Annotated in this window: 13 protein-coding genes; 8 read left to right on the forward strand and 5 right to left on the reverse strand. The window is 71.5% G+C overall.

Annotated elements, in window-relative coordinates; translation table 11 throughout:
* The first annotated feature begins 24 nt into the window (after positions 1–24).
* Positions 25–1,410: a sensor histidine kinase gene (locus ACFWRT_RS27505; protein ID WP_380952921.1), complete on the forward strand. Its 1,386-nt coding sequence runs from the start codon at positions 25–27 to the stop codon at positions 1,408–1,410.
* Positions 1,407–2,045, forward strand: a complete 639-nt coding sequence (locus tag ACFWRT_RS27510) for a response regulator (protein ID WP_380952922.1) — start codon at positions 1,407–1,409, stop codon at positions 2,043–2,045. Before ACFWRT_RS27505 ends, ACFWRT_RS27510 begins: the two co-directional genes overlap by 4 nt.
* A 22-nt stretch (positions 2,046–2,067) precedes the next feature.
* On the opposite strand, the gene ACFWRT_RS27515 is transcribed toward ACFWRT_RS27510, so the two are convergent.
* The gene (locus ACFWRT_RS27515; protein WP_380952940.1) at positions 2,068–2,370 is read right to left on the reverse strand and encodes a DUF5955 family protein; all 303 of its coding nucleotides are present in this window, start codon (positions 2,368–2,370) and stop codon (positions 2,068–2,070) included.
* Positions 2,371–2,571: 201 nt separating this feature from the next.
* Between ACFWRT_RS27515 and ACFWRT_RS27520 the strand changes: the two genes are divergently transcribed.
* On the forward strand, positions 2,572–3,177 hold the full coding sequence (locus ACFWRT_RS27520) for a nucleotidyltransferase family protein (RefSeq protein WP_380952923.1): 606 nt from the start codon (positions 2,572–2,574) through the stop codon (positions 3,175–3,177).
* Positions 3,178–3,490: 313 nt separating this feature from the next.
* On the forward strand, positions 3,491–5,110 hold the full coding sequence (gene aceB / locus ACFWRT_RS27525; RefSeq protein WP_380952924.1) for a malate synthase A: 1,620 nt from the start codon (positions 3,491–3,493) through the stop codon (positions 5,108–5,110).
* 238 nt (positions 5,111–5,348) lie between these two features.
* On the opposite strand, the gene ACFWRT_RS27530 is transcribed toward aceB, so the two are convergent.
* Positions 5,349–5,579, reverse strand: coding sequence for an SMI1/KNR4 family protein (locus tag ACFWRT_RS27530; protein ID WP_380952925.1), 231 nt, complete (start codon positions 5,577–5,579; stop codon positions 5,349–5,351).
* A gap of 160 nt (positions 5,580–5,739) precedes the next feature.
* On the opposite strand from ACFWRT_RS27530, the gene ACFWRT_RS27535 reads away from it, so the two are divergent.
* On the forward strand, positions 5,740–10,653 hold the full coding sequence (locus ACFWRT_RS27535) for a CHAT domain-containing protein (protein WP_380952926.1): 4,914 nt from the start codon (positions 5,740–5,742) through the stop codon (positions 10,651–10,653).
* A gap of 18 nt (positions 10,654–10,671) precedes the next feature.
* Here the strand turns inward: ACFWRT_RS27535 and ACFWRT_RS27540 are convergent, their stop codons facing one another.
* On the reverse strand, positions 10,672–10,902 hold the full coding sequence (locus ACFWRT_RS27540; RefSeq protein WP_380952927.1) for a hypothetical protein: 231 nt from the start codon (positions 10,900–10,902) through the stop codon (positions 10,672–10,674).
* On the reverse strand, positions 10,899–11,549 hold the full coding sequence (locus ACFWRT_RS27545) for a DUF6338 family protein (RefSeq protein WP_380952928.1): 651 nt from the start codon (positions 11,547–11,549) through the stop codon (positions 10,899–10,901). The genes ACFWRT_RS27540 and ACFWRT_RS27545 overlap by 4 nt, the downstream gene beginning before the upstream one ends.
* Before the next feature lie 388 nt (positions 11,550–11,937).
* Here ACFWRT_RS27545 and ACFWRT_RS27550 point away from each other — a divergent pair, with 388 nt between their 5' ends.
* From ACFWRT_RS27550 to ACFWRT_RS27560, 3 genes are all read left to right on the forward strand, one after another.
* Complete coding sequence (locus tag ACFWRT_RS27550) at positions 11,938–12,066, forward strand: DUF6408 family protein (RefSeq protein ID WP_380952929.1); 129 nt, start codon at positions 11,938–11,940, stop codon at positions 12,064–12,066.
* 251 nt (positions 12,067–12,317) lie between these two features.
* On the forward strand, positions 12,318–14,333 hold the full coding sequence (locus ACFWRT_RS27555; protein ID WP_380952930.1) for a DNA/RNA helicase domain-containing protein: 2,016 nt from the start codon (positions 12,318–12,320) through the stop codon (positions 14,331–14,333).
* A 100-nt stretch (positions 14,334–14,433) separates the two neighbouring features.
* Positions 14,434–16,317 carry a DNA/RNA helicase domain-containing protein gene (locus ACFWRT_RS27560; RefSeq protein ID WP_380952931.1) on the forward strand — a complete coding sequence of 628 codons (1,884 nt, stop codon included), beginning with the start codon at positions 14,434–14,436 and terminating at the stop codon, positions 16,315–16,317.
* 75 nt (positions 16,318–16,392) lie between these two features.
* Here ACFWRT_RS27560 and ACFWRT_RS27565 read toward each other — a convergent pair whose 3' ends face one another.
* Positions 16,393–17,934 (reverse strand): YfcC family protein, encoded by a 1,542-nt coding sequence (locus tag ACFWRT_RS27565; RefSeq protein ID WP_380952932.1) that lies wholly within the window; start codon positions 17,932–17,934, stop codon positions 16,393–16,395.
* Between the last annotated feature and the right edge of the window lie 95 nt (positions 17,935–18,029).

Below are 18,029 nucleotides of genomic sequence, written 5' to 3' on the forward strand. Positions count from 1 at the left end.
GGCCGCCGCTACGCTGGACGGACCATGGATTCGCGTTCGCACACCCCCGTCACCGCTGCCCTGCGGCTCTGTCTGCACGCGCTGCTGACCGGCCTGCTGGCGCTGGTGGCGGTGCGCGCGGTGGGTGAGGGCGCGCCGCACGCGGGGGCGGTCGTGGCGCTGACGGTGGTGATGGCGGGGGTGTACGGGGTGGGGGCGCTGGCGGGGTCGCCGGTGCCACCCGCAGAAGCGGGGGCAGGAGCACGCGCGGGAACGGAGGCGCAGGCCGGAACGGAGGCGCACACCGGAACGGAGGCGCACACCGGAACGGGGACGCACACCGGAACGGGGGCCCGCGCCGCCTCCGTACGGAAGGGGGCCCGCGCCGCCTCCGTACGGAAGGGGGCGTCCGTGCGCCCCGGCACCACGGCCGCCGCCACCTGGCTGGCCGCGCTCTGCGCCCTCTGGCTCGCGCTGCTCGTCCTCTCCCCCGACGCCCTGTGGGTCGCCTTCCCGCTCTACTTCCTCCAACTGCACCTGCTGCCCGTCCGCTGGGGCGTGCCCGCCGTCGTCGTCACCGCGGCGGCCGCGATCACCAGCTTCGTCGGGCACCGGCAGGAGATCGCCCCGGGCGCGTTCATCGGCCCGCTGCTCGGTGCGGCCGTCGCCGTCGCCACGGTCCTCGGGTACGACGCGTTGTTCCGCGAGAGCGAGCGGCGGCGCGAGCTGATCGTGGAGCTGGTCGCCACCCGGGCGGAGCTGGCCGAGGCGGAACGCATGGCGGGCACCCTCGCCGAGCGCGAGCGCCTCGCCCGGGAGATCCACGACACGCTCGCCCAGGGCCTGTCCAGCATCCAGCTCCTGCTGCGCGCGGCCGAGCGCACGCTGCCCGGGGACGCCCCGGCCACCGCGCATGTCCGCGCCGCCCGGGAGGCCGCGCAGGCCAACCTGGCCGAGGCGCGTTCCTTCGTACGGGCGCTGACGCCGCCGGATCTGGAGCACGGTTCGCTGGCGGCCGCGCTGGAACGGCTCTCCGCGCGGACGACCGGGCCGGACCTCACCGTACGGTTCGCGGTCAGCGGTACGCCGGTGGCGCTGCCGACGCCGTACGAGGTGGCGCTGCTGCGGACCGCTCAGTCGGCGCTGGCCAACACGGTGCGCCATGCGCGGGCGGGCCGGGCGGAGATCACGCTGAGCTTCATGGACACCTCCGTGGCGCTGGACGTGGTGGACGACGGGCGTGGGTTCGAGCCGTCGGGCGCGCCGGTCGCCGAGCGCGGTGACGGCGGTTTCGGGCTGCCCGCGATGCGGTCGCGGGCGGCGACGCTGGGCGGCACGCTGAGCGTGGAGTCGGCGCCGGGCCAGGGCACGGCGCTGGCGGTCACGCTGCCGCTGGCAGGTCCGCGGCGGAGTCAGGAGCGTGCCGCGTGAACGACGTCATCCGGCTGCTGCTCGCCGACGACCACCCCGTCGTCCGGGCGGGGCTGCGCGCGGTCCTGGACACCGAGCCGGACTTCCGGGTCGCGGGCGAGGCGTCCACCGCCGAGGAGGCCGTGGCGCTGGCGGCGGCGGGCGGGTTCGACGTCGTGCTCATGGACCTCCAGTTCGGCCCGGGTCCCGGAATGCACGGCTCCGAAGCCACGGCGGCCATCACGGGCGCGGAGGGCGGCCCCCGTGTCCTGGTCCTCACCACGTACGACTCCGACGCCGACATCCTGGCGGCCGTCGAGGCGGGCGCGAGCGGCTATCTCCTGAAGGACGCGCCCCCGCAGGAGCTGGCGGCCGCGGTGCGCACGGCGGCGGCCGGCCGCTCCGCGCTCGCCCCGTCGGTGGCCCACCGGCTGATGGACCGGATGCGGACGCCCGCCGAGGCGCTGACGCGGCGGGAGCTGGAGGTGCTGCACCTGGTCGGGGAGGGCCTGTCCAACCTCCAGATCAGCAAGAAGCTGTTCCTGAGCCAGGCCACGGTCAAGTCCCACCTGGTGCACATCTACGCGAAGCTGGGCGTCGACTCCCGTACGGCGGCGGTCGCGGCGGCGACGGCCCGCAGGCTGATCCGCCGCTGAGTCAACGGGACGACGCCCCGCCTCACCCGCGCGGCGGCTCCCCGAAGAGGTCCACCGCGTTGCGTACGTCGCGCAGTGCGGCGGCGAGGGCGCTGACCGAGCCGATGGAACCGGCGATCAGCAGCAGCGAGCTGCGCATGCGCGGGATCTCCGGGACGCCGCCGACCGCCATGGCGTCGAGTGCGGCGAGCTCCTCCTCGGCGATGGGGCGGTCGGAGAAGTCGTAGGAGAGCGCGGCCAGTTCCCGGCGGAGCCGGGAGACGGCTATGCGCAGCTCGGCCACCCTCGGGTCCTCGCCGCTGCCGGTGACCCGCTTCTGCCCCACGCTTCGCAACACAGCACTCCCCCTCGCACATCCGTGTGCCGGTGTGACCCGAACCCCGGGGCGGTGGCCAAGTACCGGGGTCCGCCCGCAAGTTAACGCCATGACAGGCTGTGCGCGCCAGCCCACGGAAAGAAATCAGGGTTACCCCTGAGAGTGACATGCGTGTCGCGTGTGCGAACGGCTCGGTGGTATCCAGGGCCCATGGCTTCTCATGCGAAGAATCCCAAGGTGGCGGGGGTGCTGCTCGCCGCGGGCGGCGGCCGGCGGCTCGGCGGCCGCCCCAAGGCCCTGCTGGAGCACCGCGGCCGCCCCTTGGTGGAGCACGCCCTGCGGGCCCTGCGCAACGGCGGCTGCGGCCCGCTTCATGTGGTGCTGGGCGCGGCGGCCGACGAGGTGCGGGCCCGGGCCGATCTGACGGGTTCGGCGGTGACCGTGAACCCGGGGTGGGAGGAGGGCATGGGCCCCTCGCTCCGGCTGGGCCTGGCGGCCCTGAGCGGTACGGGGGCGGACGCCGCGCTCGTCCTGCTGGTGGACCAGCCGGGGATCGGCGCGGAGGCGGTGGCGCGGGTGCGGGGCGCGTACCGGTCGCGGACGAGCCTGGCGGCCGCCGCGTACGACGGGGAGCGCGGCCATCCGGTGCTGTTCGGGGCGGACCGGTGGGCGGACATCGCGGCGGGGGCGGTGGGTGACCAGGGGGCGCGGGCGTATCTGCGGGAGCACCGCGATGCGATCACGCTGGTGGAGTGTTCGGATGTGGCGGAGGCGTACGACATCGACACGGCGGAGGACCTGGGCCATCTGGAGTGATGTGGACCAACTTTGAGAACCAATTTGAGAACCAACTTTGAGAACCAACCCTGAGAACCAACCGTGAGGACCAACCCTCCGTATCCGCCCTGGCACGCTGCGCCGCCGGCCCCCCGTTTCTGTCGACCCGGAGAATCTCGACATCAACAAACCATTGAACTTCCACCATGAGGAAACTACTATCCACTGGTCAGAAGCCCTCTGAACCTCAGACGGCACCCACGGCCGTATCTCGGAGCCCATGGCACGCCGTGCCGTATCAGGCGACCCGGCGGCCATGAGACGCCGCCGCCCGCTGAAGGAGTGACAGCTCATGTCCGCACCAGCGCCGTCCACGCTGGCCATCGTCGATGCCGAGCCCCTGCCCCGGCAGGATGAGGTCCTGACCAACGCGGCCCTCGCGTTCGTGGCCGAGCTGCACCGGCAGTTCACGCCGCGCCGCAATGAGCTGCTCGCCCGGCGCACCGAGCGCCGCGCCGAGATCGCCCGCACCTCCACGCTGGACTTCCTGCCCGAGACGGCGGCGGTCCGCGCGGACGACTCCTGGAAGGTCGCGCCGGCCCCGGCCGCGCTGAACGACCGCCGGGTGGAGATCACCGGTCCGACCGACCGCAAGATGACGATCAACGCGCTCAACTCGGGCGCGAAGATCTGGCTCGCCGACTTCGAGGACGCCTCCGCTCCCACCTGGGAGAACGTGATCCTCGGCCAGCTCAACCTGACCGACGCCTACGAGCGCCGCATCGACTTCACCGACCCGAAGTCGGGCAAGTCGTACGCGCTGAAGCCCGCCGACGAGCTCGCCACCGTCGTCACCCGCCCGCGCGGCTGGCACCTGGACGAGCGCCACCTCCAGCTCGACGGCACCCCGGTGCCCGGCGCGCTGGTCGACTTCGGCCTGTACTTCTTCCACAACGCCCAGCGCCTGATCGACCTCGGCAAGGGCCCGTACTTCTACCTCCCGAAGACGGAGTCGCACCTGGAGGCCCGCCTCTGGAACGACATCTTCGTCTTCGCCCAGGACTACGTCGGCATCCCGCAGGGCACCGTCCGCGCGACGGTCCTGATCGAGACGATCACCGCCGCGTACGAGATGGAGGAGATCCTCTACGAGCTGCGCGACCACGCCTCCGGGCTGAACGCCGGCCGCTGGGACTACCTCTTCTCCATCGTCAAGAACTTCCGTGACGGCGGCGCCAAGTTCGTCCTGCCGGACCGCAACGCGGTGACGATGACCGCCCCGTTCATGCGGGCGTACACCGAACTCCTGGTCCGCACCTGCCACAAGCGCGGCGCGCACGCGATCGGCGGCATGGCGGCCTTCATCCCCTCGCGCCGCGACGCCGAGGTGAACAAGGTGGCCTTCGAGAAGGTCAAGGCCGACAAGGACCGCGAGGCGAACGACGGCTTCGACGGCTCCTGGGTCGCCCACCCCGACCTGGTCCCGATCGCCCTGGCCTCCTTCGACGCGGTCCTCGGCGAGAAGCCGAACCAGAAGGACCGCCTCCGCGAGGACGTCTCGGTGGCGGCGGGCGACCTGATCGCCATCGACACGCTCGACGCCAAGCCCACGTACGAGGGCCTGCGCAACGCCGTCGCGGTCGGCATCCGCTACATCGAGGCCTGGCTGCGGGGCCTGGGCGCGGTCGCCATCTTCAACCTGATGGAGGACGCGGCCACCGCCGAGATCTCCCGCTCCCAGATCTGGCAGTGGATCAACGCGGACGTGGTCTTCGAGAACGGCGAGCACGCGACGGCGGACCTGGCCCGCAAGGTCGCCGCCGAGGAACTGGCCGCGATCCGCGAGGAGATCGGCGAGGAGACCTTCACCGCGGGCAAGTGGCAGCAGGCCCACGACCTGCTGCTCCAGGTCTCCCTGGACCAGGACTACGCGGACTTCCTGACGCTGCCCGCGTACGAGCAGCTCCGCTGACGCCTTGACCCCGTACGAGCTCCGCACCGCACCGCACCGCACCGCCCCCCGGTACCGCACAGCACCGGGGGGCGGGGCGGTCTTCATGTCGGCTGCCCCGGGCGTCGGCGCCCGATCCGCCCCGCTCCCTCACCCGAATCCGTAGCGCCGGTTCAGCTCCCGCATGTCCCACGCCATGACGGTGTCCGCAGGCTCCGCGCCTGATCCGCTCGCCGGTACGCGCGGTACTCCGTCACGATCAGGCGGGTGCCGTGGAGCCGGTGAAGGGGCGGAAGAACGAACCCGCCCGACCCGTCGTGCCGCGCCACGCCGGCGAGGCCGTCAGCCCGTCCGGGAACGCGCAGCCGATCGCGTCCTGCGCCGCCCGGATCCCGTCGGCGCCGGCCGGAGGCGGGAGTTCCGCGTGGGTGGCGGGGGCGTTGGCGCGGAGCCAGTCCTCGATGTGGTCCCATGCCTCGTCGACGGTCATGGGCGACAGCCTCGCGGAGGTGTACCGGGTCCACAAGGACATTCGGCCATAACTGAAGTGACGGACCGCCAGATGCATGCGGCATCAGCATCAGTAGGGTGATCGCGGTACCGGCGTCCGCCCCGCCGGGACCGTGGCAGGCCGACACGACGGGGGAGCGATGACGCCGATGAGGGCCGAGGACGCCGCCCGCCGCATCCTGCGACAGGCCGAGCGCGTGGACGCCGAGCCCGGCGTCCTGGAGTGGTTCGCCGGGCCGGAGGCCGCGCGGGCGGCCGAGGAGGTGCTCGGCTCCCTCACCCTCCCCGACGGGAGCGCATGGGCCCTCGGCGTCCTGGCGCTCGGATACGCCGACCTGTTCCGGTACGCCGCCCGGGGCGCGGCCGACCGAGGGGCGCTCGCCACCGCGCTGCTCCGGTTCGGCGTGGTCCACGAACAGGAACCCGAGCGGGTGCCGCTCGGGCTGCGCCCGCTGTTCGCCACGCTGTCCGGCGAGCCGGACGGGGCCGCGACCCACCCCGGCCTGGCGTACGAGGCCGGGGTCGGGATGATGACGGTCTTCCAGCAGGGCCGCGACCCCGGGGTCCTGCGTATGGCCGAGATCCTGCTGCGGCACGCCGCCACCGTGTCCGGACAGGGCAGCGTCGAGCAGGGCATCTGCCTGTCGGACCTGGGGCTCGTCCTCTTCTACGGATTCCAGGACGGCGCCGGCCGCCAGGCGCTCATCGACGCCGTCGGCACGGGCCGCGCCGCCGTGGCCTGCGCCCCCGGGGACCGGGACGAACAGGCCCGCAGACACGGCAACTTCGGGCACACGCTCCGCCACCTGGCCGACGTGACCGGGGACATGGACGCGATGCGTGAGTCGGTCGCCGAACTGCGGAAGGCGGTGGAGCTCTGCACGGAGGACAGTCCGCACCGCGCACAGCACCGCGCCACCCTCGGTTCCGCGCTGTGCCTCGCCGCCGACCACCTGGACGATCCCGCGCTGCGCTCCGAGGGCGTCGACCTGCTGCGCACGGCCCTCGCGGAGCCGGACACCGTCGTGGCCAACCGCGCCGCGCTCCTCTCCGACCTGGGCGTGGCCCTCTTCGCGGAGGCCGTCGCGAGCGGTGGCGGCGACGCACGCCGCGAGGAGGACGAACTCCACGGGGAGAACGAACTCCACGAGGAGGTCGCGCTCCACGAGGACGAACTCCACGAGGAGGACGCGCTCCACGAGGAGGGTCTCACCGCCTGCCGCGAGGCCGCGGCCACCGCCCCGAACGCCTTCGAGCGCGCCACCTACCTCATCAACCTCGGGCTGATGCTGGTCGGAGCGGCCGCCCGCACCAACCGCCCAGGGCTCCTCGACGAGGCGTACGACACGGCCCGCGAGGCCCTCGACGCCACCCCGCCCGGGCACCCGGTGCGCGCCCGGGCGCACTACACCCTCTCCCAGGTGCTGGACGCGAGGTACACGGCGACGGGCTCCATGGACGACCTGGACGAAGCCGTCGCCCAGGCCCGCCGGGCGACCCGGTGCGCGCCGGACGACGACGCGGACCGGCAGGTGCTCCACGCCACCGGGCTCGCGGAGCTGCTGTGGAAGCGGACCGTCCGGCATCTCATGGCCACCGGGGAGCCCGGCGACCCCGGGGAACTCGACGCCCCGGTCACGCTGCTCCGGACCCTTGCCGCACAGGTCCCGGCCCGCTCCGCCGAGCGGGCCCGCATCCTGCTGGCGCTGGGGCGCTGCCTGGAGATCCCCGGCGGCGCCGACGGCCTCGACGAGGCCGTCGACTGCTACCACAAGTGCCTCGCCCTGCCTCCTCCCAGCGCCGGCTTCCGGGCCACCACCCGGTTCGCCCTCGGGGCGGCGCTGGCCCGGCGCGCCGGGGCGGACGACGACGCGGCCTGGCGGAGCGGGCGCGAGGAGATGCTCCGGGGCCTCGGGATGCTCCGGGCCCACGGCCCGGAGTACTGGGACCGCCATGCGGAGTACACCCACGCCCTCATGGACCGGGCCGACGAGACGAACGACGCGGCCCTGTACGAGGAAGGGGTGCGGTTGCTGCGCAAGGAGGTGCGGCACGCTCCGCTCCCCCGCGCCGAGAGCGCCGTACGCCGGTCGAACATCGGCTTCGGCCTGCTGAGCATCGCCACGTGTTCCGGTCGCACCGAGCTCCTGCCCGAGGCGGTGGCCGCCCAGCGGGAGGCCGTCGCGCTGTCGTCGGCGCAGGACCCCTTCTCCGTACATCTCCTCCTGGGCCTCGGTGAGGCCCTGCTGGCTCTCGCCGAGTTCCGCTCGGACGCCGAGGCGCTGGAGGAGGGCGTCGCGGTGCTGCGCAGGGCGGTGGCCGCCTCCGACGCGTCCACGTACAGCGGGGCGGACTGCCGCTCGGCCCTCGGGGACGCCCTGCGCAACCTCGCCCGGCTCACCGCCGACGACGCTGCGCTGGAGGATTCCGTACGGTGTCACCGGGAGGCCGTCGCCATGGCGGCGGGACCGCCCTCGCCCCAGGCCCTGCTCGGCCTCGCCAACAGCCTGGGGGCCCTCTACCGCCGCTCCGGTGACGTGCGGTGGAGCGACGAGGCCGTGCGGCACTACGAGGCCGCCCTCGCCGCCCGGCGACCGGTGGCATCGAGTCTGCGGGGCACCCTCCTCACCGGCCTCGGCTACGTCCGGTGGAGCCGGGCCGTCGACAGCGGCGACGAGAGGCTCATGGACCTGGCCGTCGCCACGCTGCGCGAGGCCGTGACGCAGGTGCTCACGATGCGCCGCGGCATGGCGCTCACCAACCTGGGCAGCGCCCTCATGAACCGCGGCCTGGCCACCGGCAACCGCGTCTGGCTCGCCGAGGCCGTGACGGTGCTGCGCCGCGCGGTGCGGGAGAGCCCGGCTACGGGGGTGGAGCGGTCCCTGCACCTGAACAACCTCGCCGAGGCGCTGCGCTGCTGGTACGAGACCGTCGGCGACCCGTCCGCCGCCGACGAGGCGGCCGGGCTCCTGCGCGAGGCCATGGCCGTCGAACACGGCGACCGCGCGGGCGCCGAGATGGCCGGCATCAACCTGGGGGTCCTGCTGACCAACAGGGCCCACCACGACGAGGATCCGCGCACCGCCGACGAGGCCCGGCGGGTCCTCGAAGAGGTGGTCGCCGGGCTGGCGGAGCAGCACCCCGCGCGCCCGTACGCCCTGCAGAAGCTCGCGAGCGCCTGCACCATCCTCGCCACCCTGGCGCGGGAGCACGACGAGCAGGTCGCCCGGCAGGCGCTGCACCGGGCGGAGGCCGCCGCCCGGGAGGCCCTCGCGGGCACGACCGCGGACCATGCGCAGCACGGCCCCTCCCAGACGCTGCTGGCCTGGGTGCGGTTGGCCCGCACGGCGCTGGGAGACCGGGTCGACCTGCTGGAGGTGGCCCGGGGCGCCCGCGACGGCGCACACAGTCCGGTCGCCCCTCTCGGGGCCAGGATCCGGGCCGCCCACGCCTGGGGGCGGGCCGCGGCGAAGGCGGGGCACGACGCGGAGGCCTTGGAGGGGTACGCGTACGCCGTCGGCCTGTTGCCCGGCATCGCCCCGCGCAGCCTCGCCCGGGCCGACCAGGAGGCGCGGCTGCTGGTCAGCGAGGGCCTGGCGAGCGACGCCGCCGCGCTGGCGATCGACCAGGGTGCGCCGGGCCGGGCCCTCGCCCTCCTCGAACAGGGCCGGGGGGTGCTGCTGGCCCAGGGGCTGGAGGACCGGGCCGATGTGTCGCGGCTGCACACCCTCGCTCCGGGCCTCGCGGCCGAGTTCGAGCGGATACGCGACCGGCTGAGCGAGCCGGCCCGGCCCTCCCCGGCGCCGGCCCCCGGGGTCGGCGGCCCGGCGGCCCCGTTCCACGGGGCCCAGGAGGCGGGCGTGATCGCCGAGGCCCGGCACGCCCTGGCCCGGCGCTGGGAGCAGCTCATCGCGGAGATAAGGGAGTTGCCGGGGCTCGATGACTTCCTGAGGCCGCCCTCCGCGGCGGAGCTGGTGGCCGCCGCCGCCGAGGGGCCGGTGGTGGTCGTCAATGTCAGCACCTACCGCTGCGACGCCCTCGTGGTGACCGCCGACGCCGGGATCGACGTGGTCCCCCTGCCCGGCCTCACGCTGGAGGCCACCGTCGCGCGGTCGGCGGAGTTCATCGGGGGCGTGGACACGGCGTACGGGGAGAAGGGTGTCGACGAGGCCGTCGCCATGATGCGTACGCTCTCCGGCACACTGGGCTGGCTCTGGGACGCCGTGGCCGCACCCGTACTCGAACACCTCGGCCTGGACTCCGTACCGGGTGACGACGGTCCCTGGCCCCGCCTGTGGTGGTGCCCCACCGGCCGGCTGTCCTTCCTGCCGCTGCACGCCGCCGGTCGCGGTGCGGCGGACTCCGGCACCTGGGTTCTCGACCGTGCCGTCTCCTCGTACACCCCGACCCTCCGGGCCCTGGTCCGGGCCCGCGCCGGTCGTGCCTCCGGCGGGTCCGGGCGCCCCTCGCCGCTGGTCGTCGCCCTCGCCGAGACGCCGGGGGCCGCGCCGCTGCCGGGGGTGTCGCGGGAGGTGGAGCTGCTCATGGAGCTGTTCCCGGCGGGGCGGCTGCTGGCCGGGCCCGATGCCACGGTGGAGGCGGTCGGCCGGGCGCTGGAGGCCCACCCGTGGGTCCACTTCAGCTGCCACGGGGTCAGCGAACTGCTCAACCCGTCACGGAGCGGGCTGATCCTGTACGACGGACGGCTCGCCGCGTCCGACGCGGCGGCCCAGCGCCCGGGGAACCCCGAGCTCGCCGTGCTGTCCGCCTGCTCCGCGGCCCAGGGCGGCATCACGCTGTCGGACGAGTCGGTGCACCTGGCCTCCTCCTTCCAACTGGCCGGATACCCGCATGTGATCGGCACCCTGTGGCCCGTCGCCGACAAACTGGCGACGCACCTCACCGAGGAGTTCTACGCCGCGCTCGCCGAGGACCTCGCCCGGGGCCGCCCCATCGATCCGGCCACGGCCCTGCACCGCCCGGTCAGGGCCCTGCGCGACCGCTACACACAGGCACCGCACCTGTGGGCGGCACACATCCACACGGGCCCCTGAGCCGACGTCGACGGGTGCTCAGGGCGCTTCGGGCTCCGGGGCCGTCTGAGCGGTGGGCGCGACCTCCCCCATCGCCGTGCCCGAGGGCCCGTGCGGCACCTCGTCCGGCTCGGCCAGCTCATCGGTGGGCCGATAGGTCTTGCGGAAGGAGAACTCCGCGACCAGCGCCGCCAACTCGGCGTCGTCTCCCGCCGCTTGCTTCCCGCCGCCGTCTGCCCCGCCGTCGCCCGTCCCGTGTTTCCTCGTCACCGGTCACTCCCTCCGTCCGCTCCCGCCGACGGCGGCAGCAGTACCTCCAGCACTTCCACATCGGCCGCTCGCACATACACGCCCGCCGTACCCGGCATCCTCCCGAGGAAGCTGCCGTCGGGCCCCATCCGGTACTGCGCCTGCAGATAGAGGTCGCCCGGCTGTGGATACGCCGAGACGGCCGACCGCGAACCGAGCCAACCCCCCACCCACAGACCGCTCCTGAGCCGCACCCGGACGAAGCAGGACCCGCGGCCGGTGAAGAGGGCGTCCCAGGCCGTCGGCGTCGGCTCGTACCGGGCCACCGCACGCCGCCTCCCCCAGGCAGCCTCCGCCCAGGCCAGCGCGGACGGCACGACGACGATCAGCAGCAGCGCGGCGAGCCCCGCCTGACGGGGCTGCCGCAGCACACCCGCGACGGGCCCCTCCCCTCCCCCGGCCAGCAGCCGCACCAGCCAGGGCCCCGCGACCACCGCGTACAGGGTGTCGAGAAGGGCGCTCGCGGCGATGGCCCGTACGAGCCGGTTCTGCGGCTCCTGCTCACTGGCGAGCGCGCCGCGCAGCCGCTCCCGTACCGCCTGGTAGAAGACGCCGGGCAGCACGAGCACCAGCAGGATGGCCAACTGCCCCACCGTTCCCGGAACCATCGTGGTGCCGCACCCCCGTGCTCATCGCCTCGGCCGCGTTGCCGCCGCCCCAGGATGACGCATGATCCCCGGACCGCCCAAGCGGGAGAAAAAACCCACCTGGTCAGAAGTGCCATGATTCCAGGCAGCAGCCCCGAGAGTCCGCCGCGCGAATCGGCGCCTGGCGGACCGTTCCTCCTGCCGCCCTTTCCTGCCAAGCCTTCAAATCTTCCGCCGGAGGCGTGAGATAGCGTAGTCGTGCGCTGCATCCTCCCCGGAGGGTGTGCCGGTTTCGGTCATGTGTCAGGACGGATTCTCGGTGGTGGGGCGGTCTCACATCGGTGAGTGCGGAAAGTTCCCGGTAGGGAGCCTTCCCTGCCGCTCGACTCTCCGAAGGAGCTGCTCCCACATGACTCACTCCAAGCACACGCCTGCACGTCGCCAGTGGGTCCGCGACCTCCTCATGGGAGTCGCTGTGAGTTTCGGCTCGGACCTGGTATGGACCGCCGTCCAGGCGGCAGCGCACCTTCTCGGCTAGCCGAGGGGCGGTGGGTCCGGGGACCTCCGCCTTCCGGCCGTCGCGCATGAGTCGATCCAGCGCGCGGCGCGGCCGACTCGCGCCGAGGAAACGCAGAACCACCGCCGCGAGGGCGTCCCGGACAGTCAACTGTTTTTCAAGGGCGCCGGAGTCCGGTTAGGGTACCTCGAAAGTCATTGCGGCCCGCCGGGCTTCCGTTCAGGAAACGCCCCCACCCGCACGAGAATCTGTCGTGCCTGTGGGGAATACCTGTGCTGCTCAGGAAGTCAGCCGCTGAACTGAAATCGCTCATCAACCCCGTAGGGCGCGAGCACCTTCCTCTCACCGAGAGGCTGATCAACGAGTACGTTCAGTCCCACCCCAACAAAAAACCACCGAACAAGGGCCTGATCGCTTCTTGGGATCACAGTCTGCCGGAGGTCATCCACGCACTCGTCGCCCTCGGCCTCGAGTCGGTCGAGGTCCTCATCGAGTACTCGACGCCGGGCATGGCCGGGGATGCCGATGTCATCCTGGCCGGGCAGCATCCGGTGACCGAGGACCTGTCGTACGTCGTCATCGAGCTCAAGCAGTGGCACAAGGCGGTGGTCTCGCCGACGAACCCGATCGCGGTTGACGCCGGGTACGACAAACCCAAACTTCATCCCGTACGCCAGGTGCAGCGCTACTGCGAGTACCTCGTCCACCACCTCGCACCACTGCGCGCCGAACGCCGGCGGATCGCCGGCGTCGCGCTGCTCCACAACGCCAGCCACGAGGTCGGCTCGCTCTTCGATCTGCCCCAGAGCGACCATGGGCGCCTGTACACGAGGGACCGCCTCAACGAGTTCAAGGCGTTCATCGCGTCGCGGCTCGACCCCGGCTTCCCCGGCTCCCACGCGGCGGATGTGTTGTGCCAGGCTCAGCAGTACGAAGCCCCCTCCTCGAGCGAAGCGTTCAGCCGGGTCGGCAGCCCCCACCCGGTGTTCGCACTCCAGAAGGAGCAGGAGATCGCCTTCCAGGAGGTACGACAGAAGGTACGGGCCGGCGGCGCCCAGGGCAGTCGCAAGAAGGTCGTCATCATCCAGGGCGGCCCCGGCAGCGGGAAGACCGCTGTAGCAGTGGAACTCCTGCGTTCGCTGAAGCAGGAAGGGCACCACGTCGTCCACGCCAGCGGCTCCCGGTCCTTCACCAACAACTTGCGCAAGGCGGCTGAGGACTCCGCCCCGTACGGCAAGCGGGGGGCCGCTGCCAAGCAGGCACGAAAGGACTACCGGTACTTCCAGCAGTTCGGCGAATTGGACGAGAACTCGGTAGAAGTGCTCATCTGTGACGAGGCCCACAGGGTGAGGGAGAAATCGGACGGCAGGGACGTCAAGAAGTGGGTCAAGGAACGTGGTCTGCCACAGGCCGACGAACTCATCCGCGCCGCCGAGATGCCGGTCTTCCTGCTCGACGACTGGCAGTCCCTCCGCCCGGACGAGGTCGGCACCGTCGACTATCTGGTCGAGCGCGCCCAGGCCTGCGGCTGCGACTGGGAGGTCATCGAACTGCCCGGGATGTTTCGTGCCGAGGGCAGCATCGCGTTCCGCGAGTGGGTGACGAAACTGCTCAGCCTCCGAGCGACGACCGCCCCCGCTTGGGTACCGGACGGTCGCATCGATGTACGGCTCGCCGAGACCCCTGAGGACATGGAGTCCTTCCTCGCGCAGCGTATGGCAGAGGATGGATCTCAAGCACGCATGACCGCCGGGTTCTGCTGGGAATGGAAGAATCCCCCGGGCGACGAATTGCTCGTCGAAGTCCGAATCGGAGATTGGCACAGACCGTGGAACGCCAAGGACGGTGTCCGCCTGGACGACATCCCGGTGTCGAGCCAATGGGCGACCGACCCCCGAGGCTTCGGACAGATCGGATGTATCTACACAGCCCAGAACTTCGAGTTCGACTGGACCGGTGTCATCATCGGGCCGGATCTCGTCTGGAAGGACGGTCGGTTTGTCGTAAACCGGGACAGGAACCACGACAGCAAGCTGAAGCGGAAGTCGGTCAGTGACGAGAAGGTGGACCGGCTTGTTCGGCACGCCTATCACGTTCTGCTGACGCGAGCCCGAAGCGGCATCGTCCTCTACTCCGAGGACACGGACACCCGAAACGCCCTGCGCAGACTGATCGCCGGGACAGTCGCCGATTCGCCCTTGGCGAAGCCCAAGAAGCGCAAGCTCCCGCAGGTGGCCACGGCAGCCGAACGTACTGTCGCCGAACAGCTCACGATAGAGTTCGAATAATCGTCATCGCGGCCCGCCGGGCTTCCGCTTCGCTCCGGCGGAGTTTCGAAGGACACGCCCCCACCCGCACGAGTTCCTTCGTGCTGCCTGGGAGCATCTCTTGCTTTTCCGCGAGTCCGCCGCCGCAGTCGCCGCCGAGTGCCTGTCCGGCTCCCTCTTCCTCCGGCTGGCCGAACAGTTCGTCCATCTGCACGGCCACAAGCCCAGTCCGTCCGAGGCGCGGTCCTGGGAGCGCAGCATCCCGGCACTGGCCAACGCACTCGTCGAAGCGGGTCTCGACCATGTCGAAGTGCTGCTGGAGTACGGACTGCCGCTGAACAGCAAGCGGGCCGACGCGGTACTGGCGGGCGTGCACCCCGCGACGGGCGAACCGTCGTATGTGGTCGTGGAACTCAAGCAGTGGAGCAGCGCCGAACCGGACGACGAGGACCCTGCGCTGTGCCGCATCGACAGGCACAGCAGGCCCCTGCTTCACCCCATCGACCAGGTGCGCGCCTACTGCGCGTATCTGGTCGCCTTCAACGGAGCGCTCGCCGAGCACCCGCACCGGATCAACGGGGCCGCATATCTGCACAATGCGACCGAATTCGGCGTGGCAGGACTGTTCGAGACGGAGCAGGACGCGTATGGGCAACTGTTCATCGGCGCGCGGCGTGCTGAGTTCATCACCTACTTGCGGACGAAGTTGGGGCCGGCCTCCGGAGCTGACGCCGCCGACCAGTTGTTGGCCGGAAGGGTCGGTCCGTCCAAGCAGTTGATGGCTGTGGCAGCCCAGGAGGTACGCGAACGGGAGCAGTTCGTCCTGTTGGACGAGCAGCGGGTGGCCTACCGGACGGTACTCAACGCGGTTCGGCGGGCGAAGCGGGCCGATCAGAAGGAAGTAGTCGTCATCACCGGCGGCCCGGGAACGGGGAAGAGCGTCATCGCGCTCTCCTTGCTCGGCGAGTTGTACCGGCAGGGAACCACAGCTCTGCACGCCACCGGGTCCCAGTCGTTCACCACGACCATGCGCAAAGTGGCGGGCGCGCGCAAGCGTGAGGTCCAGGATCTCTTCAAGTACTTCAACAGCTTCATGACCGCCGAGCGAAACGGCCTCGACGTGCTGATCTGCGACGAGGCCCACCGTATGCGGGAGACCTCGGCGAACCGGTACACACCGGCGGGCAACCGCACTGGGAAGGCTCAGGTCGAGGAGCTCATCGACGCGGCACGTGTGCCGGTCTTCCTCCTCGACGAGCACCAGGTGGTGCGGCCGGGAGAGATGGGAACCGTCACGGAGATCAGGGCGGCCGCTGCCTCGAAGGGGCTGGACTGCCACGTAGTACCGCTGGACAGCCAGTTCAGATGCGGAGGCAGTGACGCCTACCTGAATTGGACCGTCCGCCTGCTGGGCCTGGAAGCCGGCGGCCCCGTTCCGTGGGAGCCGGACGACAAGATGCAGCTCTTCGTGGCTGAGAGCCCCGAAGAGATGGAAGAGTTCCTCAACGACCGTCGCGCACAGGGGTTCGGGGCACGCATGTCGGCCGGGTACTGCTGGAAGTGGACCAAGAAGGTTCCGCCCGGCCAGGCTCTTCCCGCCGATGTTGTCATCGGGTCCTGGGAGCGGCCCTGGAACGTCTTCGGCGAGAGGTCGGTCGCGGGCGCGCCTCCGGCCGCGCTGTGGGCCACAGACCCGGCGGGGTTCGGACAAGTCGGCTGCGTGTACACCGCGCAGGGTTTCGAGTACGACTGGAGCGGAGTGATCCTGGGCCCTGACCTGCTGTGGCGCGGTGACGGCTGGGTCACCGACCGGACGGCTTCAAAGGATCCCGCCTTCAAGAAGTCCACGTCTGACGCCGATGTCGGCCGCTTGATCAGGAACACGTACAAGGTGCTGATGACGCGCGGCATGGTCGGAACCGTGCTGTATTCGACCGACGCGGCCACACGAGCGAAATTGCGCCAGTTGGTGGGACCGGCGCTGAAGAGCAGGGCCTCGCTCTGACACGCACGGTCGGCCTCACGCCGGCGTTCCGGGGCCGGCGGCCTCGAACACGACCCGGCCGGAGCTGGCGCCCCTTCACGTCCAGACCGCCCCCAGTGCCACGAACCCGCAGATCAGCACGGCCAGGATCGCCAGCAGGGGCCAGACGAACCGCAGGTACTTGTCGTAGCCGACCTTCGCCAGCGCGACCCCGCCGATGGTGACGGCGGTCGTCGGGACCCAGAGGTTCATCCAGCCGCTCGCCGACTGCCAGGCCGTGACGACCACCGCGCGGGATACGCCGGCGAAGTCGGCCAGCGGCGCCAGGATCGGCATCGCGAGGGTGGCGTGGCCGGAGGTGGAGGGGATGAGGAAGGCCAGCGGGAGGTTGACGAAGAAGACGATGACCGCGAAGAGCGCCGACGACGTTCCCGAGACCACGCCCTCGATGGAGTGCAGCACGGTGTCCGTGATCTGCGCGTTGTTCATGATGACCGTGACGCCGCGCGCGAGCACGATGACCAGGGCCGGTGAGATGAAGTCGGCGGCGCCCTGGGTGATCGTGGCGCTGAGCCGCTGCTCGCCGAAGCGGGCGACGATGCCGACCAGGACCGCCGCGACCAGGAAGAGGGCGGCCAACTGCGGGAAGGACCAGCCGAGCTCGAAGCCGTACGGGGTGGCGTCGGCGTCGCCCGTGAGGGCGCCGGCCCAGGGGACGACCGAGAAGATCATGAAGGCGAAGACCAGGGTGACCAGGATGAGGACGGTCTGGTGGAGCCGGGTCAGCTCCGGGGGTTCCGCCGCCTGCGCCGCGCGGTGTTCGCGGTCGCCGGGGAGGAAGCCGGAGAGCGAGCGGTCGGGGTTCCGGCGGACCCGGTTCGCGTAGCGGATGACGTAGGTGATCGTCACCGCCGTGAGGACCACCCACATGATCCCGCGCAGCACGATGCCGTCGCCGAGCGAGATGTCGGCCGCGGAGGAGGCGACTCCGGTGGCGAAGGGGTTGACCGTGGAGCAGAGCACCCCGATGCCCGCGCCGAGGATGATCGTGCCGGTGGCCACCATCCGGTCGTAGCCGAGGGCCAGCATCAGCGGGATGATCAGGCCGTAGAAGCCGAGCGTCTCCTCCGCGAAGCCCTCGACCGTACCGAGGAGGGAGAAGACCAGCATCACGCCCGCGATGAGCAGCGCGCCGCGGTCGCGCAGGCGGTGGGCCAGGCGGCCGATGCCCCGGTCCAAGGCTCCGGTGGCGAACACCACCGTGATGAACGCGCCGATGGCGAGGACGAAGAGGAACACGCCCGCGCTGCCGTACAGTTCGCCGGCCAGATCCGGGCCGACCTCGCCCGTCTCCGCGTCCTGGACGCCGTAGAGGCCGTTGACCGGGGAGAGGAAGAGGTCGTTCAGGCGGTCGGTGAAGCTCTGGTCGGCGTCGACCCGGTGGTACGTGCCCTGGACCGGGGCGCCGTCCCCGTCACGGTCGTAGGCGCCGGGCGGAACGAGGAAGGCCAGCGCCCAGACGGCCAGGGTGACGGCCGCGAGGATGGTGAGAGCGCTGGGGAAGGTGAACTTCCTCCCGTCCGGGGGCCGCTCCTCCGCGTCGGCGCGTGTGCTGCTCAGGTCGTCTCCCGGATCCATGGTGCAGCCCTTTCGGTCCCCTCGGCCCCCTCGGTCCATTTCGGGATCAATGGATCATAAGGGGCCAGGGGCCGCACGACGGGGAAGGCTGGTGG

Source organism: Streptomyces cyaneofuscatus, assembly GCF_042718795.1.
GTDB classification, from domain to species: Bacteria; Actinomycetota; Actinomycetes; order Streptomycetales; family Streptomycetaceae; genus Streptomyces; species Streptomyces cyaneofuscatus_A.

What these genes read in the sequence shown, in the direction of transcription:
- ACFWRT_RS27550 (WP_380952929.1), top strand. Translation starts at nt 11,938, where the DNA reads ATGACTCACTCCAAGCACACGCCTGCACGTCGCCAGTGGGTCCGCGAC.
- ACFWRT_RS27545 (WP_380952928.1), bottom strand. Translation starts at nt 11,549, where the DNA reads ATGGTTCCGGGAACGGTGGGGCAGTTGGCCATCCTGCTGGTGCTCGTG.
- ACFWRT_RS27565 (WP_380952932.1), bottom strand. Translation starts at nt 17,934, where the DNA reads ATGGATCCGGGAGACGACCTGAGCAGCACACGCGCCGACGCGGAGGAG.
- aceB (WP_380952924.1), top strand. Translation starts at nt 3,491, where the DNA reads ATGTCCGCACCAGCGCCGTCCACGCTGGCCATCGTCGATGCCGAGCCC.
- ACFWRT_RS27530 (WP_380952925.1), bottom strand. Translation starts at nt 5,579, where the DNA reads ATGACCGTCGACGAGGCATGGGACCACATCGAGGACTGGCTCCGCGCC.
- ACFWRT_RS27505 (WP_380952921.1), top strand. Translation starts at nt 25, where the DNA reads ATGGATTCGCGTTCGCACACCCCCGTCACCGCTGCCCTGCGGCTCTGT.
- ACFWRT_RS27535 (WP_380952926.1), top strand. Translation starts at nt 5,740, where the DNA reads ATGACGCCGATGAGGGCCGAGGACGCCGCCCGCCGCATCCTGCGACAG.
- ACFWRT_RS27520 (WP_380952923.1), top strand. Translation starts at nt 2,572, where the DNA reads ATGGCTTCTCATGCGAAGAATCCCAAGGTGGCGGGGGTGCTGCTCGCC.